The 18,503-nt window shown below is 57.3% G+C and carries 17 protein-coding genes; 7 read left to right on the plus strand and 10 right to left on the minus strand.

The annotated features are described in order from the left end of the window. Positions 1–46 precede the first annotated feature (46 nt). From ACXAET_RS14070 to ACXAET_RS14085, 4 genes are read right to left on the minus strand one after another with little or no spacing between them, the layout of a single operon-like run. On the minus strand, positions 47–1,144 hold the full coding sequence (locus ACXAET_RS14070; RefSeq protein ID WP_475186218.1) for an ABC transporter ATP-binding protein: 1,098 nt from the start codon (positions 1,142–1,144) through the stop codon (positions 47–49). Positions 1,145–1,147: 3 nt separating this feature from the next. Next, positions 1,148–2,047: a carbohydrate ABC transporter permease gene (locus ACXAET_RS14075; protein WP_475186224.1), complete on the minus strand. Its 900-nt coding sequence runs from the start codon at positions 2,045–2,047 to the stop codon at positions 1,148–1,150. Then, positions 2,040–2,912, minus strand: a complete 873-nt coding sequence (locus ACXAET_RS14080; protein ID WP_475186228.1) for a carbohydrate ABC transporter permease — start codon at positions 2,910–2,912, stop codon at positions 2,040–2,042. Before ACXAET_RS14080 ends, ACXAET_RS14075 begins: the two co-directional genes overlap by 8 nt. 57 nt (positions 2,913–2,969) lie before the next feature. After that, positions 2,970–4,214 (minus strand): ABC transporter substrate-binding protein, encoded by a 1,245-nt coding sequence (locus tag ACXAET_RS14085; protein WP_068336682.1) that lies wholly within the window; start codon positions 4,212–4,214, stop codon positions 2,970–2,972. A 219-nt stretch (positions 4,215–4,433) separates the two neighbouring features. Here ACXAET_RS14085 and ACXAET_RS14090 point away from each other — a divergent pair, with 219 nt between their 5' ends. Both ACXAET_RS14090 and ACXAET_RS14095 read left to right on the plus strand, forming a co-directional pair. Then, positions 4,434–5,174: a response regulator transcription factor gene (locus tag ACXAET_RS14090; RefSeq protein ID WP_475186233.1), complete on the plus strand. Its 741-nt coding sequence runs from the start codon at positions 4,434–4,436 to the stop codon at positions 5,172–5,174. After that, on the plus strand, positions 5,171–6,619 hold the full coding sequence (locus ACXAET_RS14095) for a sensor histidine kinase (RefSeq protein ID WP_475186238.1): 1,449 nt from the start codon (positions 5,171–5,173) through the stop codon (positions 6,617–6,619). Before ACXAET_RS14090 ends, ACXAET_RS14095 begins: the two co-directional genes overlap by 4 nt. A 4-nt stretch (positions 6,620–6,623) precedes the next feature. On the opposite strand, the gene fliP is transcribed toward ACXAET_RS14095, so the two are convergent. Genes fliP through fliF form a run of 4 tightly spaced genes read right to left on the minus strand, consistent with a single transcriptional unit; the run spans position 6,624 to position 9,814 of the window. Then, on the minus strand, positions 6,624–7,355 hold the full coding sequence (gene fliP / locus ACXAET_RS14100) for a flagellar type III secretion system pore protein FliP (protein ID WP_475186241.1): 732 nt from the start codon (positions 7,353–7,355) through the stop codon (positions 6,624–6,626). Beyond that, positions 7,355–7,636: a FliM/FliN family flagellar motor switch protein gene (locus tag ACXAET_RS14105; RefSeq protein WP_475186244.1), complete on the minus strand. Its 282-nt coding sequence runs from the start codon at positions 7,634–7,636 to the stop codon at positions 7,355–7,357. Before ACXAET_RS14105 ends, fliP begins: the two co-directional genes overlap by 1 nt. Continuing rightward, positions 7,629–8,225: a FliH/SctL family protein gene (locus ACXAET_RS14110; protein WP_475186248.1), complete on the minus strand. Its 597-nt coding sequence runs from the start codon at positions 8,223–8,225 to the stop codon at positions 7,629–7,631. The genes ACXAET_RS14105 and ACXAET_RS14110 overlap by 8 nt, the downstream gene beginning before the upstream one ends. Continuing rightward, on the minus strand, positions 8,225–9,814 hold the full coding sequence (gene fliF, locus ACXAET_RS14115) for a flagellar basal-body MS-ring/collar protein FliF (RefSeq protein WP_475186252.1): 1,590 nt from the start codon (positions 9,812–9,814) through the stop codon (positions 8,225–8,227). Before fliF ends, ACXAET_RS14110 begins: the two co-directional genes overlap by 1 nt. Positions 9,815–9,933: 119 nt before the next feature. On the opposite strand from fliF, the gene ACXAET_RS14120 reads away from it, so the two are divergent. The 5 genes from ACXAET_RS14120 to ACXAET_RS14140 are packed head-to-tail and all read left to right on the plus strand — an operon-like array spanning position 9,934 to position 14,577. Then, positions 9,934–10,431, plus strand: a complete 498-nt coding sequence (locus ACXAET_RS14120; RefSeq protein WP_475186257.1) for a flagellar basal body-associated FliL family protein — start codon at positions 9,934–9,936, stop codon at positions 10,429–10,431. A 9-nt stretch (positions 10,432–10,440) separates the two neighbouring features. After that, positions 10,441–10,956: a hypothetical protein gene (locus ACXAET_RS14125; protein WP_475186259.1), complete on the plus strand. Its 516-nt coding sequence runs from the start codon at positions 10,441–10,443 to the stop codon at positions 10,954–10,956. Next, positions 10,953–11,528 carry a MotE family protein gene (locus ACXAET_RS14130; RefSeq protein ID WP_475186262.1) on the plus strand — a complete coding sequence of 192 codons (576 nt, stop codon included), beginning with the start codon at positions 10,953–10,955 and terminating at the stop codon, positions 11,526–11,528. Before ACXAET_RS14125 ends, ACXAET_RS14130 begins: the two co-directional genes overlap by 4 nt. Positions 11,529–11,566: 38 nt before the next feature. Then, complete coding sequence (gene motA, locus ACXAET_RS14135) at positions 11,567–12,436, plus strand: flagellar motor stator protein MotA (protein WP_475186265.1); 870 nt, start codon at positions 11,567–11,569, stop codon at positions 12,434–12,436. Beyond that, positions 12,433–14,577, plus strand: coding sequence for a hypothetical protein (locus ACXAET_RS14140; RefSeq protein WP_475186269.1), 2,145 nt, complete (start codon positions 12,433–12,435; stop codon positions 14,575–14,577). Before motA ends, ACXAET_RS14140 begins: the two co-directional genes overlap by 4 nt. Before the next feature lie 65 nt (positions 14,578–14,642). Here ACXAET_RS14140 and ACXAET_RS14145 read toward each other — a convergent pair whose 3' ends face one another. After that, positions 14,643–15,986, minus strand: a complete 1,344-nt coding sequence (locus tag ACXAET_RS14145; RefSeq protein WP_475186272.1) for an MmgE/PrpD family protein — start codon at positions 15,984–15,986, stop codon at positions 14,643–14,645. Next, on the minus strand, positions 15,986–18,424 hold the full coding sequence (locus tag ACXAET_RS14150; protein WP_475186277.1) for a GcvT family protein: 2,439 nt from the start codon (positions 18,422–18,424) through the stop codon (positions 15,986–15,988). The genes ACXAET_RS14145 and ACXAET_RS14150 overlap by 1 nt, the downstream gene beginning before the upstream one ends. Positions 18,425–18,503 lie beyond the last annotated feature (79 nt).

An 18,503-nucleotide genomic window follows, 5' to 3' on the forward strand; every position in this document is an offset into this window, starting at 1 on the left:
GTTATGCAAAAGCGCCGCGCGATCGGATTCGCGCGGCGCTTTTCGTTTAATTCAGGCGTTCGCCGGTCTCTTTTGCAAAGTATGACACTTTACTCATGTCAAAGGCGAGGGTCAGAATCTCACCCGCCCGTGCACTGGTTTCTGCATGCAGGCGTGCCGTGACTTGTTTGCCGCCCAGTTCCGAGACCACATAGGTGTCCGCGCCTGCTGGTTCGACCATATCGACCAAACACGCGGCCTCTTGCACGCCAGCCCCTGCACGGAACCCGGCCTCGGCGATATCTTCGGGGCGCAAACCAAGGATGACGTCCTTGGGCAACGATAGGTCGCGGGTATCTTTCAGCACCAGTGTTTCACCCGTTTCACGCGCGATGGCGATCTCGGTGCCAGACCCGTTCTTGGTCGCCTGCGCCGGAATCAGGTTCATCGCAGGAGAGCCCATGAAATCGGCCACGAACAGATTGGCCGGATTGTTGTAAATCTCGGCCGGGCTGCCGATTTGCTGTACAACCCCGCCTTTCAAGACGACGATTTTGGTGGCCAGAGTCATCGCCTCGATCTGGTCGTGCGTGACGTAAACGATCGAGGCATCCAGCGTCTGGTGCAGTTTCTTGATCTCGGTCCGCATCTCGACCCGCAGTTTAGCGTCGAGGTTGGACAGAGGCTCGTCAAACAGGAACAGCTTTGGATCGCGCACCAGCGCCCGGCCCATCGCCACGCGCTGACGCTGGCCACCCGACAACTGGCTGGGGCGGCGGTTCAGCAACGGCTCGATTTGCAGAAGCGATGCGACCTCTTTCAGTTTGGCGTCCTGTGTGGCCTGATCGACCCCGCGTACTTTCATGCCGAAGGTGATGTTCTTGGCCACCGTCATCGTCGGATACAAAGCGTATGACTGGAACACCATCGCAATATCGCGGTCCTTGGGGCTGACATGGGTCATGTCCTTACCACCAATGGACAAGGTGCCGCCCGAAATCGGCTCTAACCCCGCAATACAATTCAACAGGGTGGACTTGCCGCAACCCGAAGGGCCGACCAGAACCAGGAAATCGCCCGGCTCGATCGAAATGTTGATGTCCTTCAGAATCTCGGTTGCGCCGTAATTCTTGTACAGAGTGTTGATATCTAGGATCGGGGCCATGAGTTATCCCTTCACGGAACCAGCGGTCAGGCCGCGGATGAAATACTTACCGGCAACGACATAGACGAGCAGCGTCGGCAGCCCCGCGATAATCGCGGCAGCCATGTCGACATTGTATTCTTTGACGCCGGTGGTGGAGTTTACGATGTTGTTGAGTGCCACAGTCACGGGCTGTGTTCCTGCTTGGCTGAACGACACGCCGAACAGGAAATCATTCCAGATCTGCGTGAACTGCCAGATTACTGTCACTACGATGATGGGTAGCGACAGCGGTAGGAAGATCGACCAGAAAATTCGCAGGAAACCAGCCCCATCGACACGGGCGGCCTTCGTCAGCTCGGACGGGATGGTGACATAGTAGTTGCGGAAGAACAGCGTGGTGAAGCCCAGCCCATAGATCACGTGGACAAAGATCAGACCCGGAATTGTTCCGGCAATCCCCATCATGCCCAGCAGACGCGCCATCGGCAGCAGAACCACCTGGAACGGGATGAAGCAACCAAACAGCATCAGCGAGAAGATGATATTGGCCCCTTTGAACCGCCATTGCGCCACGACATAGCCATTCAGCGCGCCCAGCAGGGTCGAAATCGCGACCGCCGGCACCGCGATCAGGACCGAGTTCCAAAAGTAAGGCCGCAGACCTTCGCATTGGATGCCGGTACAGGCACCGGACCAGGCGGTTTTCCAGGCGTCAAAGCTGACTTCTCGTGGCAGTGAAATCAGGGACCCGGTGCGTATTTCCTCGAGGCTTTTCAGCGATGTGGTCAACATCACGAACAGCGGCATCAGGTAATACAGCGCGAACAAGCCCAGCAGGACATAGAGCAACCAACGCAGGGCAATCTTGCCAGTGGCGCTTTGGCTGCGGGTTTGGGTTTGGGGCATCGACAAATCAGTCATTTTTCGCCCTCAGCTCTGAGTAAAGATAGGGAACCACGATGGCAAAGACGACCAGCATCATGATCATCGCAGACGAAGCCGCCTGACCAATATCACCGCGCGAAAACGCCATCGCGTACATGTAAGTCGCTGGAAGATCGGTCGCGTAACCCGGACCGCCACCCGTCAGGGCAATGACCAGATCAAAGCTTTTGATCGCAAGGTGGGCCAGCACGATGAATGCGGAAAGGAAGATCGGGGCCATCGAGGGGATGATGATCGCCGTATAGATGCGCCAAGTGGGGATTCCGTCGACCTGCGCGGCCTTGATGATCTCACCATCCACCGACCGCAGACCGGCCAGGAACAGCGCCATGACGAAGCCCGAGCTTTGCCAGATCGCGGCCATTACGATGGTGTAGATGGCGTAATCCGGGTTCACCAGCCAATCGAATTCGAAACTCGGAAAGCCCCAGCCTTGCACCATGGACTCGATGCCCAGGCCCGGGTTCAAAATCCATTTCCACGCCGTCCCTGTCACGATCATCGACAGCGCCATGGGGTACAGGTAAATCGTGCGAATGGCCCCTTCGACGCGAATCTTCTGATCCAGCAAGATGGCCAGCAGCAGACCCAGCACCATCGCGATCGCGATGAACAGCGCGCCAAAGATATACAGGTTGTTGATCGCCGTATCCCAGCGGGGCGAGTCCAACAGGCGTTCATATTGCATGAAGCCCTTGATCTCGTATTTCGGCAGTAGTTTTGATCGGGTCAGCGACACCCATGCGGTCCATCCGATAAATCCATAGACAAAGATCAATACGGCGATGAACGACGGTGCCAGCACCACCTTGGGCAGGTGGTTTTCCAGCCATTCAGACATTTCAGCCTCCGGGGAAAGATGCTCTGCCCCTCAGTATAGGGGGCAGAGCGAATTGGATCAGTAGCTGTTTGCCACCGCGTCCGCCAATTGCTGAACCGCGTCAGCCGAGGACATATCCGAGTTGAAATGTGCGGTCACAACGTCCGTAATCGCACCGGACTGCGCACCGCGCAGCGCCATGCCATGAGCATAAGACGGCAGCAGCGAGCCCGCATCCGAAGTCGCGCCCATATCTTCGGCCGACAGGTTGGCGCAGATGTCGAAATCATCCAGCGCCACGTCAGTCCGTGCAGGGATTGAGCCTTTGTTCAGGTTGAACACCTTCTGGAAGTTCGGCGCGACGATCAGCTTGGCCAAGAGGTCCTGACCGGCTTTCTTGTCATCGCCGTCCACGTCGAACATGGCAAAGCTGTCTACGTTATAGAGATAGCCGTCGCCGGGGGTCGAGGCGCACAGGAAATCTTCACCGGGTTTCTTGCCTGCTGCCAGGAATTCACCCTTGGCCCAGTCGCCCATGATTTGAAATGCCGCTTCGCCATTCATCACCATGGCGGTGGCAAGGTTCCAATCACGGCCCGAGAAGTTCTCGTCCACATAACCGCGCAGGGTACGCATCTGGTCAAACACCTGCACCATAGTGTCCGACGTAAGCGCATCGGTGTCCAGATCAACCAATGCTTTCTGGAAGAACTCTGGCCCGCCAATGCCAAGAACCACGGTTTCGAAAACGGTCGCGTCCTGCCACGCCTGACCGCCATGGGCCAGCGGGATCACACCGGCAGCTTGCAGTTTCTCTGCGGCGGCGTTGAATTCATCCCAAGTGGTTGGCATTTCAATGCCGTTTGCTGCCAGAACGTCTGCGTTGGCCCAGATCCAGTCTACGCGGTGGACGTTGACCGGTGCCGCGCACCAGGCGCCTTCACACATCATGTGGCCCGCGATCGAAGCCGGTAATACCTCGGCCCAGCCTTCCGCTTCGGCAACCGAAGAGATATCGGCCAGAACGCCCTCTTCGTACCATTCCTGGATCGCGGGGCCTTTCAACTGAACGGCGGTCGGTGCGTTGCCGGACAGAACGCGTGCCCGAAGGGCGGTCATGGCAGCATCCCCGCCGCCGCCAGCAACCGGCATGTCAGTCCAGGTGCCACCGTTCGAGGCGAACTCTTCCTGCAAAACCGCCACGGATTTGGCTTCACCGCCCGAGGTCCACCAATGCAGAACTTCGGCTTGTGGCCCCGCCAGTACCGACGATCCGGCCATGACAGCCAGCGTCGATGCAGTGGCCAATGCGATACTTTTCATTTTCTGTCTCCTCCCTCGAGAACTCTGTAACTGCAAAAGCAGCGATGCGGGCCATACTGCGGTCGGATTGCCGTCTGGCAACGCGTAATCCGGGGCTAAAGCGCGCCTTGGCCCAAAAATCCACCGCTTTTGTTACAGCGTGTTACGTTGACATTGAATCTGTTTCCGTTCGTTACAATGAATGAGACCTAAGGAGCAGAATTCGGGAGGAGAAATCGCGTGAGTATTCCGCGACTGTTGGTGGTGGACGACGACCCCGAGATGCGGTCGATGATGACTCAGTTCCTGCATCAGAACGGATTCATTGCCTTGCCAGCCAGTTCGGAAACGGAAATTCGCACCCATCTGACGTCAGGGCGGATCGACCTTATCCTGCTGGACGTGATGCTGGGGGACGAGAACGGGGTCGAAATATGCGCCCGCCTTCGTGCCGAACAGGATGTGCCAATCATTCTGGTCTCGGCCCTGTCGGCCGATCATCAGCGCATGGCGGGGTATGCGGTTGGTGCGGACGATTACATTGCGAAACCTTTTAACCCACAGCTTTTGCTGGCCCGTGTCCGTGCCGTGATGCAACGCGCCCGGCGCACGCCTTCGCTGGCGTATCGCCGCCGCACTCACAGCTTTCGGTTCAACAACTGGACCTATGACGGCAAACGCGATGAGGTGCATTCGCCTGAAGGGTATCTAGTATCCTTGTCGCAGCGTGAGACCGCCCTGCTCAAGGTTTTGCTGGCCAACCCTCATATCCCATTGACCAGGATCGAAATTGCCGCCGCGCTGGATGTAACCGGCAGCACCGACAAGCCTGAGGCACAGGGGCGCGCGATTGATATGCTTGTCGGCCGGCTGCGCTCGAAGATTGAGGCCAACCCGAAAGAGCCGCAAATGCTGCGAACCGAACGCGGGGTTGGCTATATCTTCGCAGCCGAGGTTTCAACGGTGGAAGACGACGAATGACATGGGCGCCGCGCCTTCGCAGTCTGGGCTGGATCTGGAGCGGAGCGGCTTTTGTTTCGGGGCTGCTGTCTGCGAGCCTCTGGTTCTATTCGGCGAACGCGTGGGATGATTTCCTGACTCGCGCTTATGTTGCAGGTTTTTCCGTTTACGAAGAGCTGCGGATTGAAAAAAGTCCAACGCCGGGGGTCAGGATCACCCCTTTGCCGCCGGAGGCCGCGCGATTGGCCGATGCGGGACAGTTCGAACAGCTACCAGGCATGTCGGACCGCAGCTTTGTCACCAACCTGTCGATTCTGACCGACAATACCTCCCCCTTAACCGGGCGCGAGCTGACGCTGGCTGTTATGTCTGACAGGCTTATCTACCCGGTCTCGGATATTCTGTCGCGGATTGATCAGACCGGACCTGAAAAGATGGGCAACCTCACGCGTTTGTTGGCGACCTATTGCAGCGAGCCCATCCTGATCGCGCAGTTCGGATACAATGATTGGCAGCGCGTGGATGGGACGGATATCTGGGGCTGCAAGGCGGCACCTGCTGACCTGCGCCTGCCCGCAATTCTGGCCGCGATTGTCGCTTTATCGGTCATCCTGACCTCAGTCGGCAATGTCTCGGACAGTTTTGCCCGGTTTTCGGGCGCACTGCGCGACCGTAAGCGTCGGGGAGGACCCAGCAGCTATGATGCGGACGGCCCGCTTGAGCTGCGTGAGATTGTTTCGGCCGTGAATGACCATCTGGATGCAGAACGTATGCAACTGGAAAAACGCGCCACCGTTTTGTCCGGCGTCAGTCACGATCTCGGAACGCCGGCCACGCGTGTTCGTCTGCGCGCCGCCTTGATCCCGGATAGCGAACTGCGCGAAAAGCTTGAGGCCGATGTGGATCAGATGACCGGAATGATCGAAAGCGTTCTGACCTACACCCGCTCTGAGCTCAATGTTGAAGAGCCCCGCCAGATTTCCTTGACCGCGCTGGTCGAGTCCCTGGTCGCGGATTACCAGGACATGGATCTGCCGGTAACACTGAAAAAAATCGCACCGGTCGCGATCGAGGGCGCGCCTTCAGTCTTTATGTCCCGGCGCGGTCATGGGTCACTTACTGAGACACGAAGAATGCTGGTCGTCGGGCGGCCGATTTCCCTGAGGCGGGCTTTGACCAATTTGATCGACAACGCGCTAAAATACGGCCGCCATGCCGAGGTTGAACTGGAAACCGACGCGCGTATGGCGACCATCACGGTTGAGGATAAGGGCACGGATCTCTCAGTCTCGGACATCGAGGCGCTGATGGCCCCGTTTCGGCGCGGTGCCAATATCGGGTCATCAGACGGTTTTGGTTTGGGTCTTACAATCGCCGCCACCGTGGCCGAGCAGCATGGCGGCACACTGAGTTTTGAGGCCGGGGATCATGGCTTGCGCGCACAGTTGCAGATTACCCGTCAGTAAAGCGTCACGTCACGTAGCTGCGCACTAACGCCCCTGCAATCAATGACCAGCCATCAGCTATGACGAAGAAAGCCAGTTTGAACGGTAGCGAAACGGTCGCGGGCGGCACCATCATCATCCCCATCGACATCAGTACAGCAGCAACGACGAGATCAATGATCAGAAACGGCAGGAAAATCAGAAACCCGATTTGAAAAGCGCGGGCTATCTCGGACAGCATGAAGGACGGCATCAGGATAGACAGTGGAGCTTCAGGCGTCAGGGAAAGGGTGTCGCCGCCGGGTCTGAGGGCTGCCATGGCATGAAACGTACCCGGGTCCAGCCGGGCGGCCATGAATGCACGAAACGGTTGAATCGCAAGTTGCAAGGCCGGTTCAACGTCCATGGTTTCTTCGACCAGGGGTTCGATGCCGGTTGTCCAAGCCTCGGAAAAAACAGGTTCCATGACGAAGTAGGTCAGGAACATCGCAAGGCTTACGATCAGCATGTTGGGCGGCGATTGCTGCAACCCGATGCCCTGGCGCAGTATAGATAATACTGTGATCAGAAACGGAAAACAGGTGATCATGATCGCCAACCCGGGCGCAAGGCTCAGAATTGTGATCAGCAGGATCAGCTGGATCGATCGTGCCGAGATTGCCCCCCCTTCGCCCAGCGAGACCGACAAGTCCTGCGCTGCAGCCAAAGATGGGGACAGGGTTGCCAGCGCAATGACCAGCCAGATCAATACCCGCATCAACCGATCCCGTTCTGCAAATCCGCGATCTCGGTCAAACGCACCGCAAGCTGTCCGGCCTGATCACCCTCCAACTCCTCAAGAAGGCCCCGGGCAACAAGTTGGTCACCGACGTAAAGCTCAACCGGATCATCAATCCGTTTGTCTAGTTTCAGTACAGCGTTCTCACCCATGTTCAGCAAATCGCGGATCAACGGACGCGCGCGCCCGACCGAGACCGTGACCTCGATCGGGACAGCCTCAAACGGGTTGGATTTTTCGGGTTTGTGGGGGTCATTCATTTCCTAAAGCCTCCTTTGCCTCAAAAACATACGCGTCGAATGCCGCGGCGATCGAAGTGAGCAAGCTGTCGCAATCCACTTCGCGTTGTGATGTGCCGACCTGCAGACGGGCTCGACCGGGTTGCAAAGCGGTGTCTTCGCGTACGCGGGTGGATGACGACAGCTCTTGTGGCAACAGGGATTCGACCTCGGTTCTGCGGCCTTCTGGTACAATGATCTGCATTGGTTGATTGATCTGTTCCTGCGCCATTTCGCATAGCTGTTCGACCAAACGGGCTGCAAAGCCGTTGTTTAGTGTCTTTGGAAGAACTACATCCACCAAACTTTGGAACAACGGTGCCAACGACATGGTCATTCGCGTCGTGGCTTCCTGATAGGTGAAGGACATGTCCTTAAGCGAACGTGCCAATTCATCAGAAACCCGTCCCCGGCTTTGCTCCTGCGCTTGAACTGCGTCTTCCCAACCCGCGCTATAGCCTTGCTCGAAGGCGGCTAAGCGTTGTTCTTCCAGCGCGTCTTCGTCCAGCAGGTGCAATTTGCTATCGTCAGGTTGCAGCCTGAAGTCTTCAAGAAGATGGGCAATCGACATCACACACGCTCCTCACCTTCTTCAAGCCAACTGCGCAGAATTTCCACGGTTTCTTCCTGCTTGTCGCCTATCATCTCACGCAAACGATCAACCGGGTCTTCGCCAATCTGAGCGCCCAGCGCAGGGACGTCGCTGTCGGACATATGAACAGGCAGCGATTGGAATGGCCCACTTTCGTCGAGCGCAATCTCACCGGTCAGAAAATCATCGGGTTCGGGAATCGAATCGGTGGTTAACAACGCGGGAGCAGTTACAGGGTTTGTCAGGATCGGTCGGATCACAAACAAACCGAGGACAACAGCAACAATCGCCAGGACCGCCATTTGAATCAGCGACATCGTATCGAAGTGGACTTTCTGCCAGATCGACGAAGACGCCAGCGTCCCTTGCGGTTCGACCGCAGGCAAATCAAGTGATTTGAGCGTGATGACATCCCCGCGCTCCGCGTCGAAACCGACGGCTGACGCGACAAGTTCCCTTAGCGCCTGCAACTCTGCTTCGGGCATTGGCTCAAAGGTCTCAACCCCAGCGGCATCTACCGCTTGCGTGCCATTGACCAAAACCGCAACCGTCAGACGCTTGATAGCACCAGGGGCGTTATGAACCTCAAGCTCAGTCTCAGAGACCTCATAATTCACGCGCTCACGCGTTTGCGTGGCCGTAGAGTTTGATTCGTCGCCACCAGCCCCATCGCCGTCCGGCAAATTCGAGGCCACGGTCACATCCGCAGATTGGTTGCGGGCACTGTCCGAACGCTCTTCGATGTCGGTGCTGATGGCGACACGGCTATTGGGATCGAATCGGCGTTCACGGATGGATTCTGTTTTGGTCACCGTATCGACACTGACTTCGACCACTGCATTTCCGGTCCCGACCCGCGCCTCAACCAGCCGCATCACTCTTTCGCGCAACTGACGCGCCTTGTCATCGGCTGTATCCGCCGCAACCGTTGTTTCCTGTGCTCCGATTACCGTTCCGTTCGAATCGACAACCGTGACATTTTCCGGTGCCAGACCGCTCACGGCTGAAGCCACCAGAAACCGAATGGCCTTGGCTTGGTCCGACGTGACCTGCGACCCCGAAGGTACCAAATAGACCGAGGCTGTCGGAGCCACATTGCGCTGAAACGGGTTGGTTGACCCGTTGGCGATATGCACGCGCGCCTGACTGATATGAGGGCTGCCAACGATGGTGCGGGCCAGTTCTCCCTCTTTTGCGCGCCAATAGGCTGCGTCGAACATCTGCGACGTTGTGCCGAATCCGCTGAGTGTATCCAGCAGTTCATAGCCTTGATTGCCATTTGCGGGCAGGCCTTCGCTGGCCAGTGTCAAGCGAAGCTCGTCCCGCTGCGATTGAGGCACATAGATCGAGCCGCCCCGAATCTCATAAGAAACCCCGCGCTGATCCAGCGAACGGACAATGTCCCCTGCCGCACCGCTTTCCAGCCCGGCATATAGCAGGGTCATAGACGGCGCTGTAACCAGCCGCGACATCGCAAGGACCCCAAGAAAAACCAGCACAACCGCGCCGGCAACGATAATTTGTCTACGCCTGTCCAAACTTGCCCAGACAGTTCCGATCTGCTGCACGCTCACCTCCGACTCGCCGACATTCTGCCCGGCGCATCCCCTGTTTGGACGATTGCCCTTAACAATCGGTTAGTTCCTGCCGGGTTATGACGATTCCGGAACCGACAAATGAGGACGTCATGACTGACGCGACTGCAGAACAGGCAGAGACACCCGTAAAAAGCGGGAAATACGGAATAATTATCGGATTGCTACTTGCTGCGGCTGGCGCGGGCGGGGGGTACTTCGCAACCACATCCGGGATGCTGCCATTTGGCGGCGGGCCGCTCATGATCGGCGCTGGAGGGATCAACACGGCGGAGCCTTTGACGGCGTTGCCTAAGGTGGATTTCATTGACCTTCCGCCAGTGATCGTCTCGGTAAAAACGGGCGATTCGCGGCATCTGAAGTTTCATGCTCAGCTCGAGGTGAACAGCGACTTTGTTGATGATGTCGAAAGGCTGAAACCACGCATCATGGATGTCCTGAACGGATATCTGCGCGCGGTAGAGATGTCGGATCTGGAAGATTCGCTGGCCCTCATGCGTATCCGGGGGCACCTGCTGCGGCGCATTGAAATCGTTGTTGGAGAAGGCCGCGTACGCGACGTTCTCGTCATGGAATTCGTTTTGAACTAGGAGGCGAAATTGGAGTTGATTGCAGATATTTTTCTGGTCGCCGGCGCACTTGGTGCGGGTCTTTACTGTTTTGTGCTGTCCCGGCGGCTGAGGCGCTTTACCGATCTGGAAAAAGGCGTGGGTGGTGCGGTTACCGTATTGTCGACGCAGGCGGACGAGTTGAAAAAGTCACTGGGCGCTGCACGCGATGCCTCGGATCAGTCAGGTGCCGTCCTAAAAGAGCTGACACAGCGTGCCGAATCGGTTGCCCAGCGACTGGAACTGATGATGGCATCAATGCACGACGTCATCCCGTCAGAGGATGAGCCACCGACGCCGACCGAATCACTGGCCGCTGAAAAAACAGAAGAGCTCGAGGTGAAAACCGAAGACTCGGTGGAACCCTCCAAGGTGGAAGCGGACGACACCGTGGAAGAGGCCCAAGACCCGGCGGATACGGACCCCCTCGAATCGCCCGAGGCCAAACGGTCCGATGGTTTGATGTTCTTCCGGCACAACCGTCTGCAGGGTGAGGCAGCAACATGATTCGTCAGCGAACCGACAAGCGCGCAAAAGGCGGCGTGCTGGCTGTAATCTCGTTCCTGATGATTGGGTCTGCGGCAATTCGTCTCGGATTGGAGGCTGGGCCAGCATTCGCAAAATCAACCGAACCGTCTGCCCCAGCCTCAAAACAAGAGAAGGCGGATTTACCCGGAGCGCAAGTACTACTTACCGAGCTGCTGCGTCGGGAGGAAGCTCTGAAGCAGCGCGAGGCGGCAGCTCTGGAAAAGCAAAAGGCGTTGGATATCGCGTCTGACGCGATCGAAAAACGGCTGGTTGCTTTGCAAGACGCCGAAGACTCACTGCGTGCAACGCTTGCCCTTGCTGAAACAGCTGCTGAAACCGATCTGACGCGCCTGACGGACGTGTATCAAAATATGAAACCCAAAGATGCCGCGGCCTTGTTCGAAACGATGGATCCTGACTTTGCCGCCGGGTTCCTTTCTCGTATGCCCCCGGACGCGGCGGCTGGTGTTTTGGCCGGGCTGAGGCCTGAAGCCGCCTACACGATTAGCGTCATCATGGCGGGGCGAAATGCAGCAGCCCCTCAGGAATAACAATTGAACCCCGCACAGGAATTTGACGGAGATCACCCATGATCGGAGTTATCGGAATTGTCATCATTTTCGTAATGGTGTTTGGCGGCTATCTGGCGGCGGGCGGCACGATGACCATCATTATGAAGTCGCTTCCATTTGAGATGATGATTATCGGCGGCGCAGCCGTCGGTGCCTTTATGATCAGCAATGACTCGAGTGCCGTCAAACACACGGTCAGGGACATGAGAAAGGTGTTCAGAGGGCCGAAATGGAAGCCCGAGGACTACCGTGATTTGTTATGCCTGCTGTTCTCACTGATCCGAGTTGCCAAAGCGAACCCGGTGGAGGTTGAGCACCACATTGAAGACCCTGAGAACTCGTCGCTATTTTCGGCCTATCCGAAAATAAAGGCCGACAAAGAAGCTGTTGACCTGATTTGTGACACGATGCGCTCGGCTTCGATGAACTACGACGATCCCCATCAGGTGGAAGAAGTTTTGGACAAACGGATGGAAGCGAATTTCCACCACGCCATGCATCCCAGTCACGCTTTGCAGACGGTTGCAGACGGATTGCCCGCCTTGGGTATCGTTGCAGCGGTTCTGGGTGTGATTAAAACGATGGGCTCAATCGACCAGCCGCCAGAGGTCCTGGGCAAGCTGATCGGTGGAGCATTGGTGGGAACTTTCCTTGGTGTGTTTTTGGCTTACGGCCTCGTTGGACCGTTTGCAGGCAAGTTGAAGGCCGTTGTTGAAGAGGACAATCATTTCTACCAACTGATTAAAGAAGTTTTGGTTGCAAACATGCACAACCACAATGCTGCCATGTGCATCGAGGTCGGGCGTCAGAACACGCCCACCCATAACCGTCCCGGCTTTACCGAGTTGGAAGAGGCAATCAAACAACTCAAGCAGGCGGCAGCATGAACCGGTTCGCATTGATTACTGCTGCAATGATCGCGGCGGCGTCGGGGACAGCAGCAAAAGAACTAACCGTGCGCTCAGGTGAGCATAAAGGCTTCACCCGACTTGTTGTCCACGTGCCGCCAGACACCGGCTGGGTTCTGAAGCACACGAAAAACGGCGCACGTCTGAATGTCGCTCTCAAGGACGCAACATATGAGATCAGTTCTGTTTTCCGGCGCCTCACGCAAGACCGGCTGGCAGCCATGTCTCAGGAAAAGCCCGGCGCGGCCCTTGAGTTAAAGTTCGGGTGTGAATGCGTCGCGTCGGCCTACCTGTTCAAGAATACGATGATCGTGATTGACATTGCACCCGGCAGTTTACCGCCCTCACTGATCAGCGATGTGCCCGTGCCAGTTCTGCCCGAAGCCCGGGAAGAGGAACCAGCACCTAAACCGGAACAGGTCCCCGACACGTTGGCATTGCCGCTGTTGCGTCAGAACGCAAACAGTTTCGAGGATCAGCTTTCGACCCGTCTTTTGCAAGGCGCGGATCGGGACATTGTAGACCTGAACGTTGCGGCGGTTGGACCACGGGCTTCGACCAGCAAGCAAGAGGTGTTTTTACCACCTGATTTAGAGATGAACATTCAGGTCACGTCTATTCTGGACGATCTTGAAGGTCTTCTTGGGGCCGATATCCCCGAGTTGGAAAGACGCCGTGACTGTATATCCAGCGACGAACTGTCATTTGAGGACTGGTCAGATGACAGACCGTTCGCTGTACAGGCCGCGCAGCTCAGATCCGGACTGTTCCAAGAGTTCGACGTCATCGATACACAGAAGGCGTTGGATCTGGCTAAGCTGTATGCCTATTCCGGTTTCGGTGCCGAAGCGATGACGGCCCTAAATCTGCTAGCCGACCAATCACCCGAAGCTGACCGCATCGCCGCCATAGGGCGTGTTCTGGACAATGGGCCATTTACCGATAGCAACCCGTTTGCTGGTCTTCAGCGATGCGACAGTGATGCCGCCCTTTGGGCGGTGTTGACCGAAGGGAATCTGCAAGAGGACGCCAATCTGACAGCGATTGAACAAAGCTTCGTCCGATTGCCTGATCACTTGCGGCGTCATGTCGGCCCGGCCCTTTCCGACATTCTGGTAGATGGAAAGGAATTGGAGGCTGCGCGGCGTGTTTTGCGCTCGGTTGATCGTGTCAACACGCAGGCAAATGCCAGCCTCGCGAACGCCAAAGCAAGTATTGCATCCGCTGAAGGCGATGCCTCTAGAACTGAGACCTTCTTGACCGAAGCGATCGAAGCCTCGGACGCTATGTTTGAGGCACCCATAGCGTTGGCGCGATTGGTGGACAAACGATGGCGTGAGCGTGGCTCGGTCTCATCCAAAGAACTGGACTTGGCCGAGTCCTACACGGTTGAATTTCGCCATGCTGACATCGGTGAAATGATGCAGCGGACGCACGCCGTCGCGCTTAGCCTTGGTCAAGAGTTTGATGCCGCATTAGATGCTTTGACCGAGCTTCCCGAGGACAAGAACACCGCTGACGCGTTAGACCGTGTGGTGCTTATTCTGACAGAACGGGCGGAAGACGCTACCTTTTCACGCCGCATTATGGCTATGCCGCAACAGCAATCTGACGGTCTTAAGACCGATACAGCACTTGCCGTTGCAAACCGGCTGGCCGAGCTTGGGTTTTCAAGACAGGCGCGGGCCTTGGCAAACCGTCCTCAGGATAAAGTCAGACGAGATGAGCTCGCTCGCGTGAGGGCCAAGGCAGCGCTTTTGGACCAACGTCCACACCAGGCTTTGCTTGAACTGGCCGAGGATCACACGGATGAGACGATTGATTTACGCGCCGAAGCTCTAGAAGCCGCTGGTGAATTTGCCGCAGCGGGAGCCTTGATGCGTGATACGGGCCGTACGGATGATGCAAGCCGGTTGTATTGGCTGGCTGATCAGACAGATGAGGCGGACTTGGCACAGGGCGAAAAGTTCGATTTGGTCATCAAATCGACCCAGGGCTTAACCGCCGAAGTGGATCGCTTGCCGGACACTCCATTGGCTGATGCGGAAAACTTGCTGAGAGACAGCGCGGAGACCCGCCAAATGATTGCTGACCTATTGGGAACGCTGGTTGAGAACTGAGTCTGGCCGTGCATCCCCCAAACCCAGAGGTTATTCGACAGGTAAGAACAAAACAGATCCGCGCATCAGGGCTCAAAGATCAATGGTGACAGATCAGAGAATCGCGAGCCCGGCGCGACCCAACCCAAAATAACGTCCCGGATCGCCTCGGCGCGCGCCAGGCCAATGACCGGCACCGCAAACTCCAGGTATTTGTCGATCACTTCACCCCGTTGCATCGGTGCCTCAGGGCCGCCCCGCGCGTGGACGTCTTCGGATTTTAGAACCTGACCGTCCGTGGTTTCGATCGTGACATCGGCCCAGCGGCCCACTGGGAAACGGGCGTTGTGGCGATCCGTTTCAGTCACATGGATACGGGGAATAAACTCGGCAATTGTGGGGTCCGACAAACCAGAGCCCGAAATATGCTCTACGCCGATCCGGCCATGGATGGCTTGCGCGGCGACCGCGAAGGGGAGTGAGTATTGCGCCTGAGACGTTGTTGCGGGCATCCCGGCATACAAGCAGGCCGCTTGATGGAATGTATTGATCTGAACAGATCGCATCTGCGTGTGTGTCAGGTTGTTGTCCCGCATCACCAAACGCACGGCATCTATTGATGCATGGGCCCAACGACAAATCGGGTACGGTTTCACATATTGATGCTCGACCTGCCAGAACTGGCCCAGATCAGCCCAATGTGGTGCTGCGGACTCAGCCTCAATTGTGATGGCGGGTGCCCCGGTAAATCCGCGCTCGGCCAGGATCGCGGCGGAAAGACCGACCAGCGCGCCCCATCCCGACCCGTCATGCAGCATCGTTGGGTTGGCGATCTCGCGCATCATCTGGCTGCGGGGGCCGTGGTATTCAGCAATACCCATCGCCTGTCGCAGTTCGTTCGGCGTGTGGCCCCGTAGCCGAGCGGCCATTGCGACAGCGCCCAACGCATTCCATGCACCTGACGTATGATAGTCGCTCACCGATGCGTGCAACGACAGTCCGGCACGCCCGGAAATTTCATACCCGGTTATCACGGTCGCCAACGCGTCGGGACCTGTCAGATCCGGGCAATGCTCGGCCAGTGCTATCAGCGCTGGCAGCACCACCACGCCAATATGACCTTTTGTGGGTTGATAGCCATCGTGACCATCCAGATTGTCGATCTGTGTCGCCCCTGCAAAAGCCGCCCCGGCCATGCTGACCGAGCGGCCATCAAAGGCCATGCGCGCGCTAAAGCTCGCGTCTGAACTGGCATAGAGCAGTGCTGCCGTATCGCGCGCGATCACCCCGGCCTCCATCGGGCCGGATGCGATCAGGATGCCCATCGTATCCAGCATCATCAGCGCCGCCGCCTGTTTTGCGCTTTCGGGCATCTCATCCGCGCTGCGGTTCAGGGCAAAATCTGCAACGCTTGAGAAGGTCCCGGCCATCAGATCGTCTCGGCTACCCGCTGAGTGTCACGTAGCTTATGACCCTTGGGATCGAATGGCGGTTCCGCGAGTATTTTGGCTTTGTGCGGTTTACCAAGGATAAAGACTTCGACTGTATCACCTGGGCCTGCCACCTTGGGGTCAGCATATCCAATGGCCAGAGATTTACCTACCGAATACCCATATGCGCCCGACGTCACACGACCCACGGGGGCGCCATCGGGGGTAAAGATCGGTTCACCTCCGGTCGCGTCAGCCTCGACCGCTTCGACCTCGAAAATCGACAGGATTTCACGGGCGGGGTTATCCTTGATGGCGAGGTAGGCTTGCTTGTTCAGGAAGTCCTTATCCAGCTTGATCAGGCCCGCTAGCCCAACCTCCTGCGGCCAGTATTCCTGAGAATACTCACGCCCCCATGAGCCATAGCCTTTTTCGATGCGCAAGGATCCCAGCGCGCGACCACCTACAGGGCCTCCGCCCAGCTCTTTAACCGCATCAATAAGCACGGAATAGAGCCTGATTTGATCACTCTCGGCGCAATGCAACTCCCACCCCAAATCGCCGGTAAAGCTGACACGGATGGCGAGGCAGGTGACCCCGGCGACCTCGATCATCCGAGATCGCATGAACCGGAACCCTTCGTTCGACAGGTCCGCATTGGTCAGGCGCTGCAAAAGATCGCGCGACTTGGGTCCGGCGACGTTGACGCCCGCGATACGGTCGGTGGCGACTTCAAACGTGGTGTCGTTTGGTAGGTCGACCATATTGAAAAACCGCTGATGATAGCGTTCGGCCATACCCGAGCCGATCATCATGTATTCGTCTTCAGCGACCTTGGTAATGGTAAAATCGCCCGCCACACCACCGCGCACCGAGATCAGAGGTGTCAGGCATGAGCGCCCGATTTCGGTTGGCACCCGGTTGGCGACCAAGCGATCCAGCCAGTCATGTGCGCCGGGGCCTTTGATCACGTAGTTGGCGAAATTCGAAATATCTATAACGCCAACATGATCGCGCAGCATCTGCACCTCACGACCGACAGGCTTCCACCAATTCTGGCGGGTGAAACCGTTGGTCTCGGTCGTGCCGGGCTGATCGGCGAACCATAGCGGATGTTCCCAGCCACAATTCAGCCCAAACACGCAGCCCATCTCTTTTTGCATTTCATAAGCCGGGCGCACACGGGCAGGGCGGCCGGCGCTGCGTTCTTCGTTCGGGAAGTGAATGGCGAAACGGTGCGTATACGCGTCTTCGACACGGGCCTTGGTGAACGCCTTATCGGCCCAGTCCCCAAATCGGGCCAGATCCCAGGCAAACATGTCGTATTGCGGCTCACCCTCAATCATCCATTGCGCCGACAGCAAGCCTAGGCCGCCGGATTGCGAGAAGCCGGGGATGATTCCGGTACAACAGAAATAGTTCCGCAACTCGGGAACCGGCCCCCAAATCGCATTGCTGTCGGGCGACCAGATCATCGGGCCATTGATTACCCTTTTTACCCCTGCGGTTGCAGCAACCGGAACCCGCTCAGTGGCGCGGATCACATTCTCCATGATCCGGTCCAGATCGTCAGGAAACAGATCATGGGCAAAGTCCAGCGGGGTGCCGTTTTCTGCCCAGAATTTCATGTCCTTCTCATAGGCGCCGATCAGCAACCCGTTGCCTTCCTGACGGAAGTAATATTCGCCGTCACGGTCAGCGATCGAGGGCAAGCGTCGGCCCAGAGACGCAACCTCGTCAATTGCCTCGGTCACGAAATACTGGTGTTCGGTCGGTTGCAGCGGCAGCTCGATCCCGGCCAGTGCCGCGACCTCACGACCCCAGAGACCCCCGGCATTCACCACCCATTGCGCATGGATATCGCCTTTCTCAGTACGTACGATCCACGAGCCATCAGGCTGCTGTTCCGTCCCTATTACAGGGCAAAACCGCTCAATGAATGCCCCCAGCGCACGCGCACCGGCAGCGTAGGCCATTGTCACGCCCGAGGGGTCCACGTTGCCGCCATCGGGTTCGTACATGATGCATCGGATGTCATCGAACTGCGCCAGCGGGTGCAGCTCTTTCGCTTGCTCGCGGCTTATCTCGTGGAAATTCAGGCCATAAAACCGCGCCTTGGCTTCTTGCAGGCGCAGTTGGTGCTCGCGATCCTCTGTCTGGGCCAAGTACAGTGAGCCGGGTTGGAAAACGCCGCAGCCTTGCCCGGTTTCCTTTTCCAACTCTTTGTACAGGTTCATTGTGTAGTGCTGGATGCGGGTGATGTTGTTATTGTCATGCAGCCCGTGGATATTCGCCGCCGCGTGCCAGGTCGACCCCGAGGTCAGCTCATCACGCTCCAGCAAGACCACATCGGTCCAGCCGAGCTTGGCCAGATGGTAAAGGATCGAGCATCCGACCAGCCCTCCACCAATCACAACAGCCTGTGCGTGGGTTTTCATGGGGCTTTCCTCCTGATCGTGTGCTTGCGTGCCCGTTCATGAAAGTCAGCCACAGGTCACTGCCAGCTTATACTCTGTT

This window comes from Ruegeria sp. AWH4_226, from assembly GCF_056159225.1.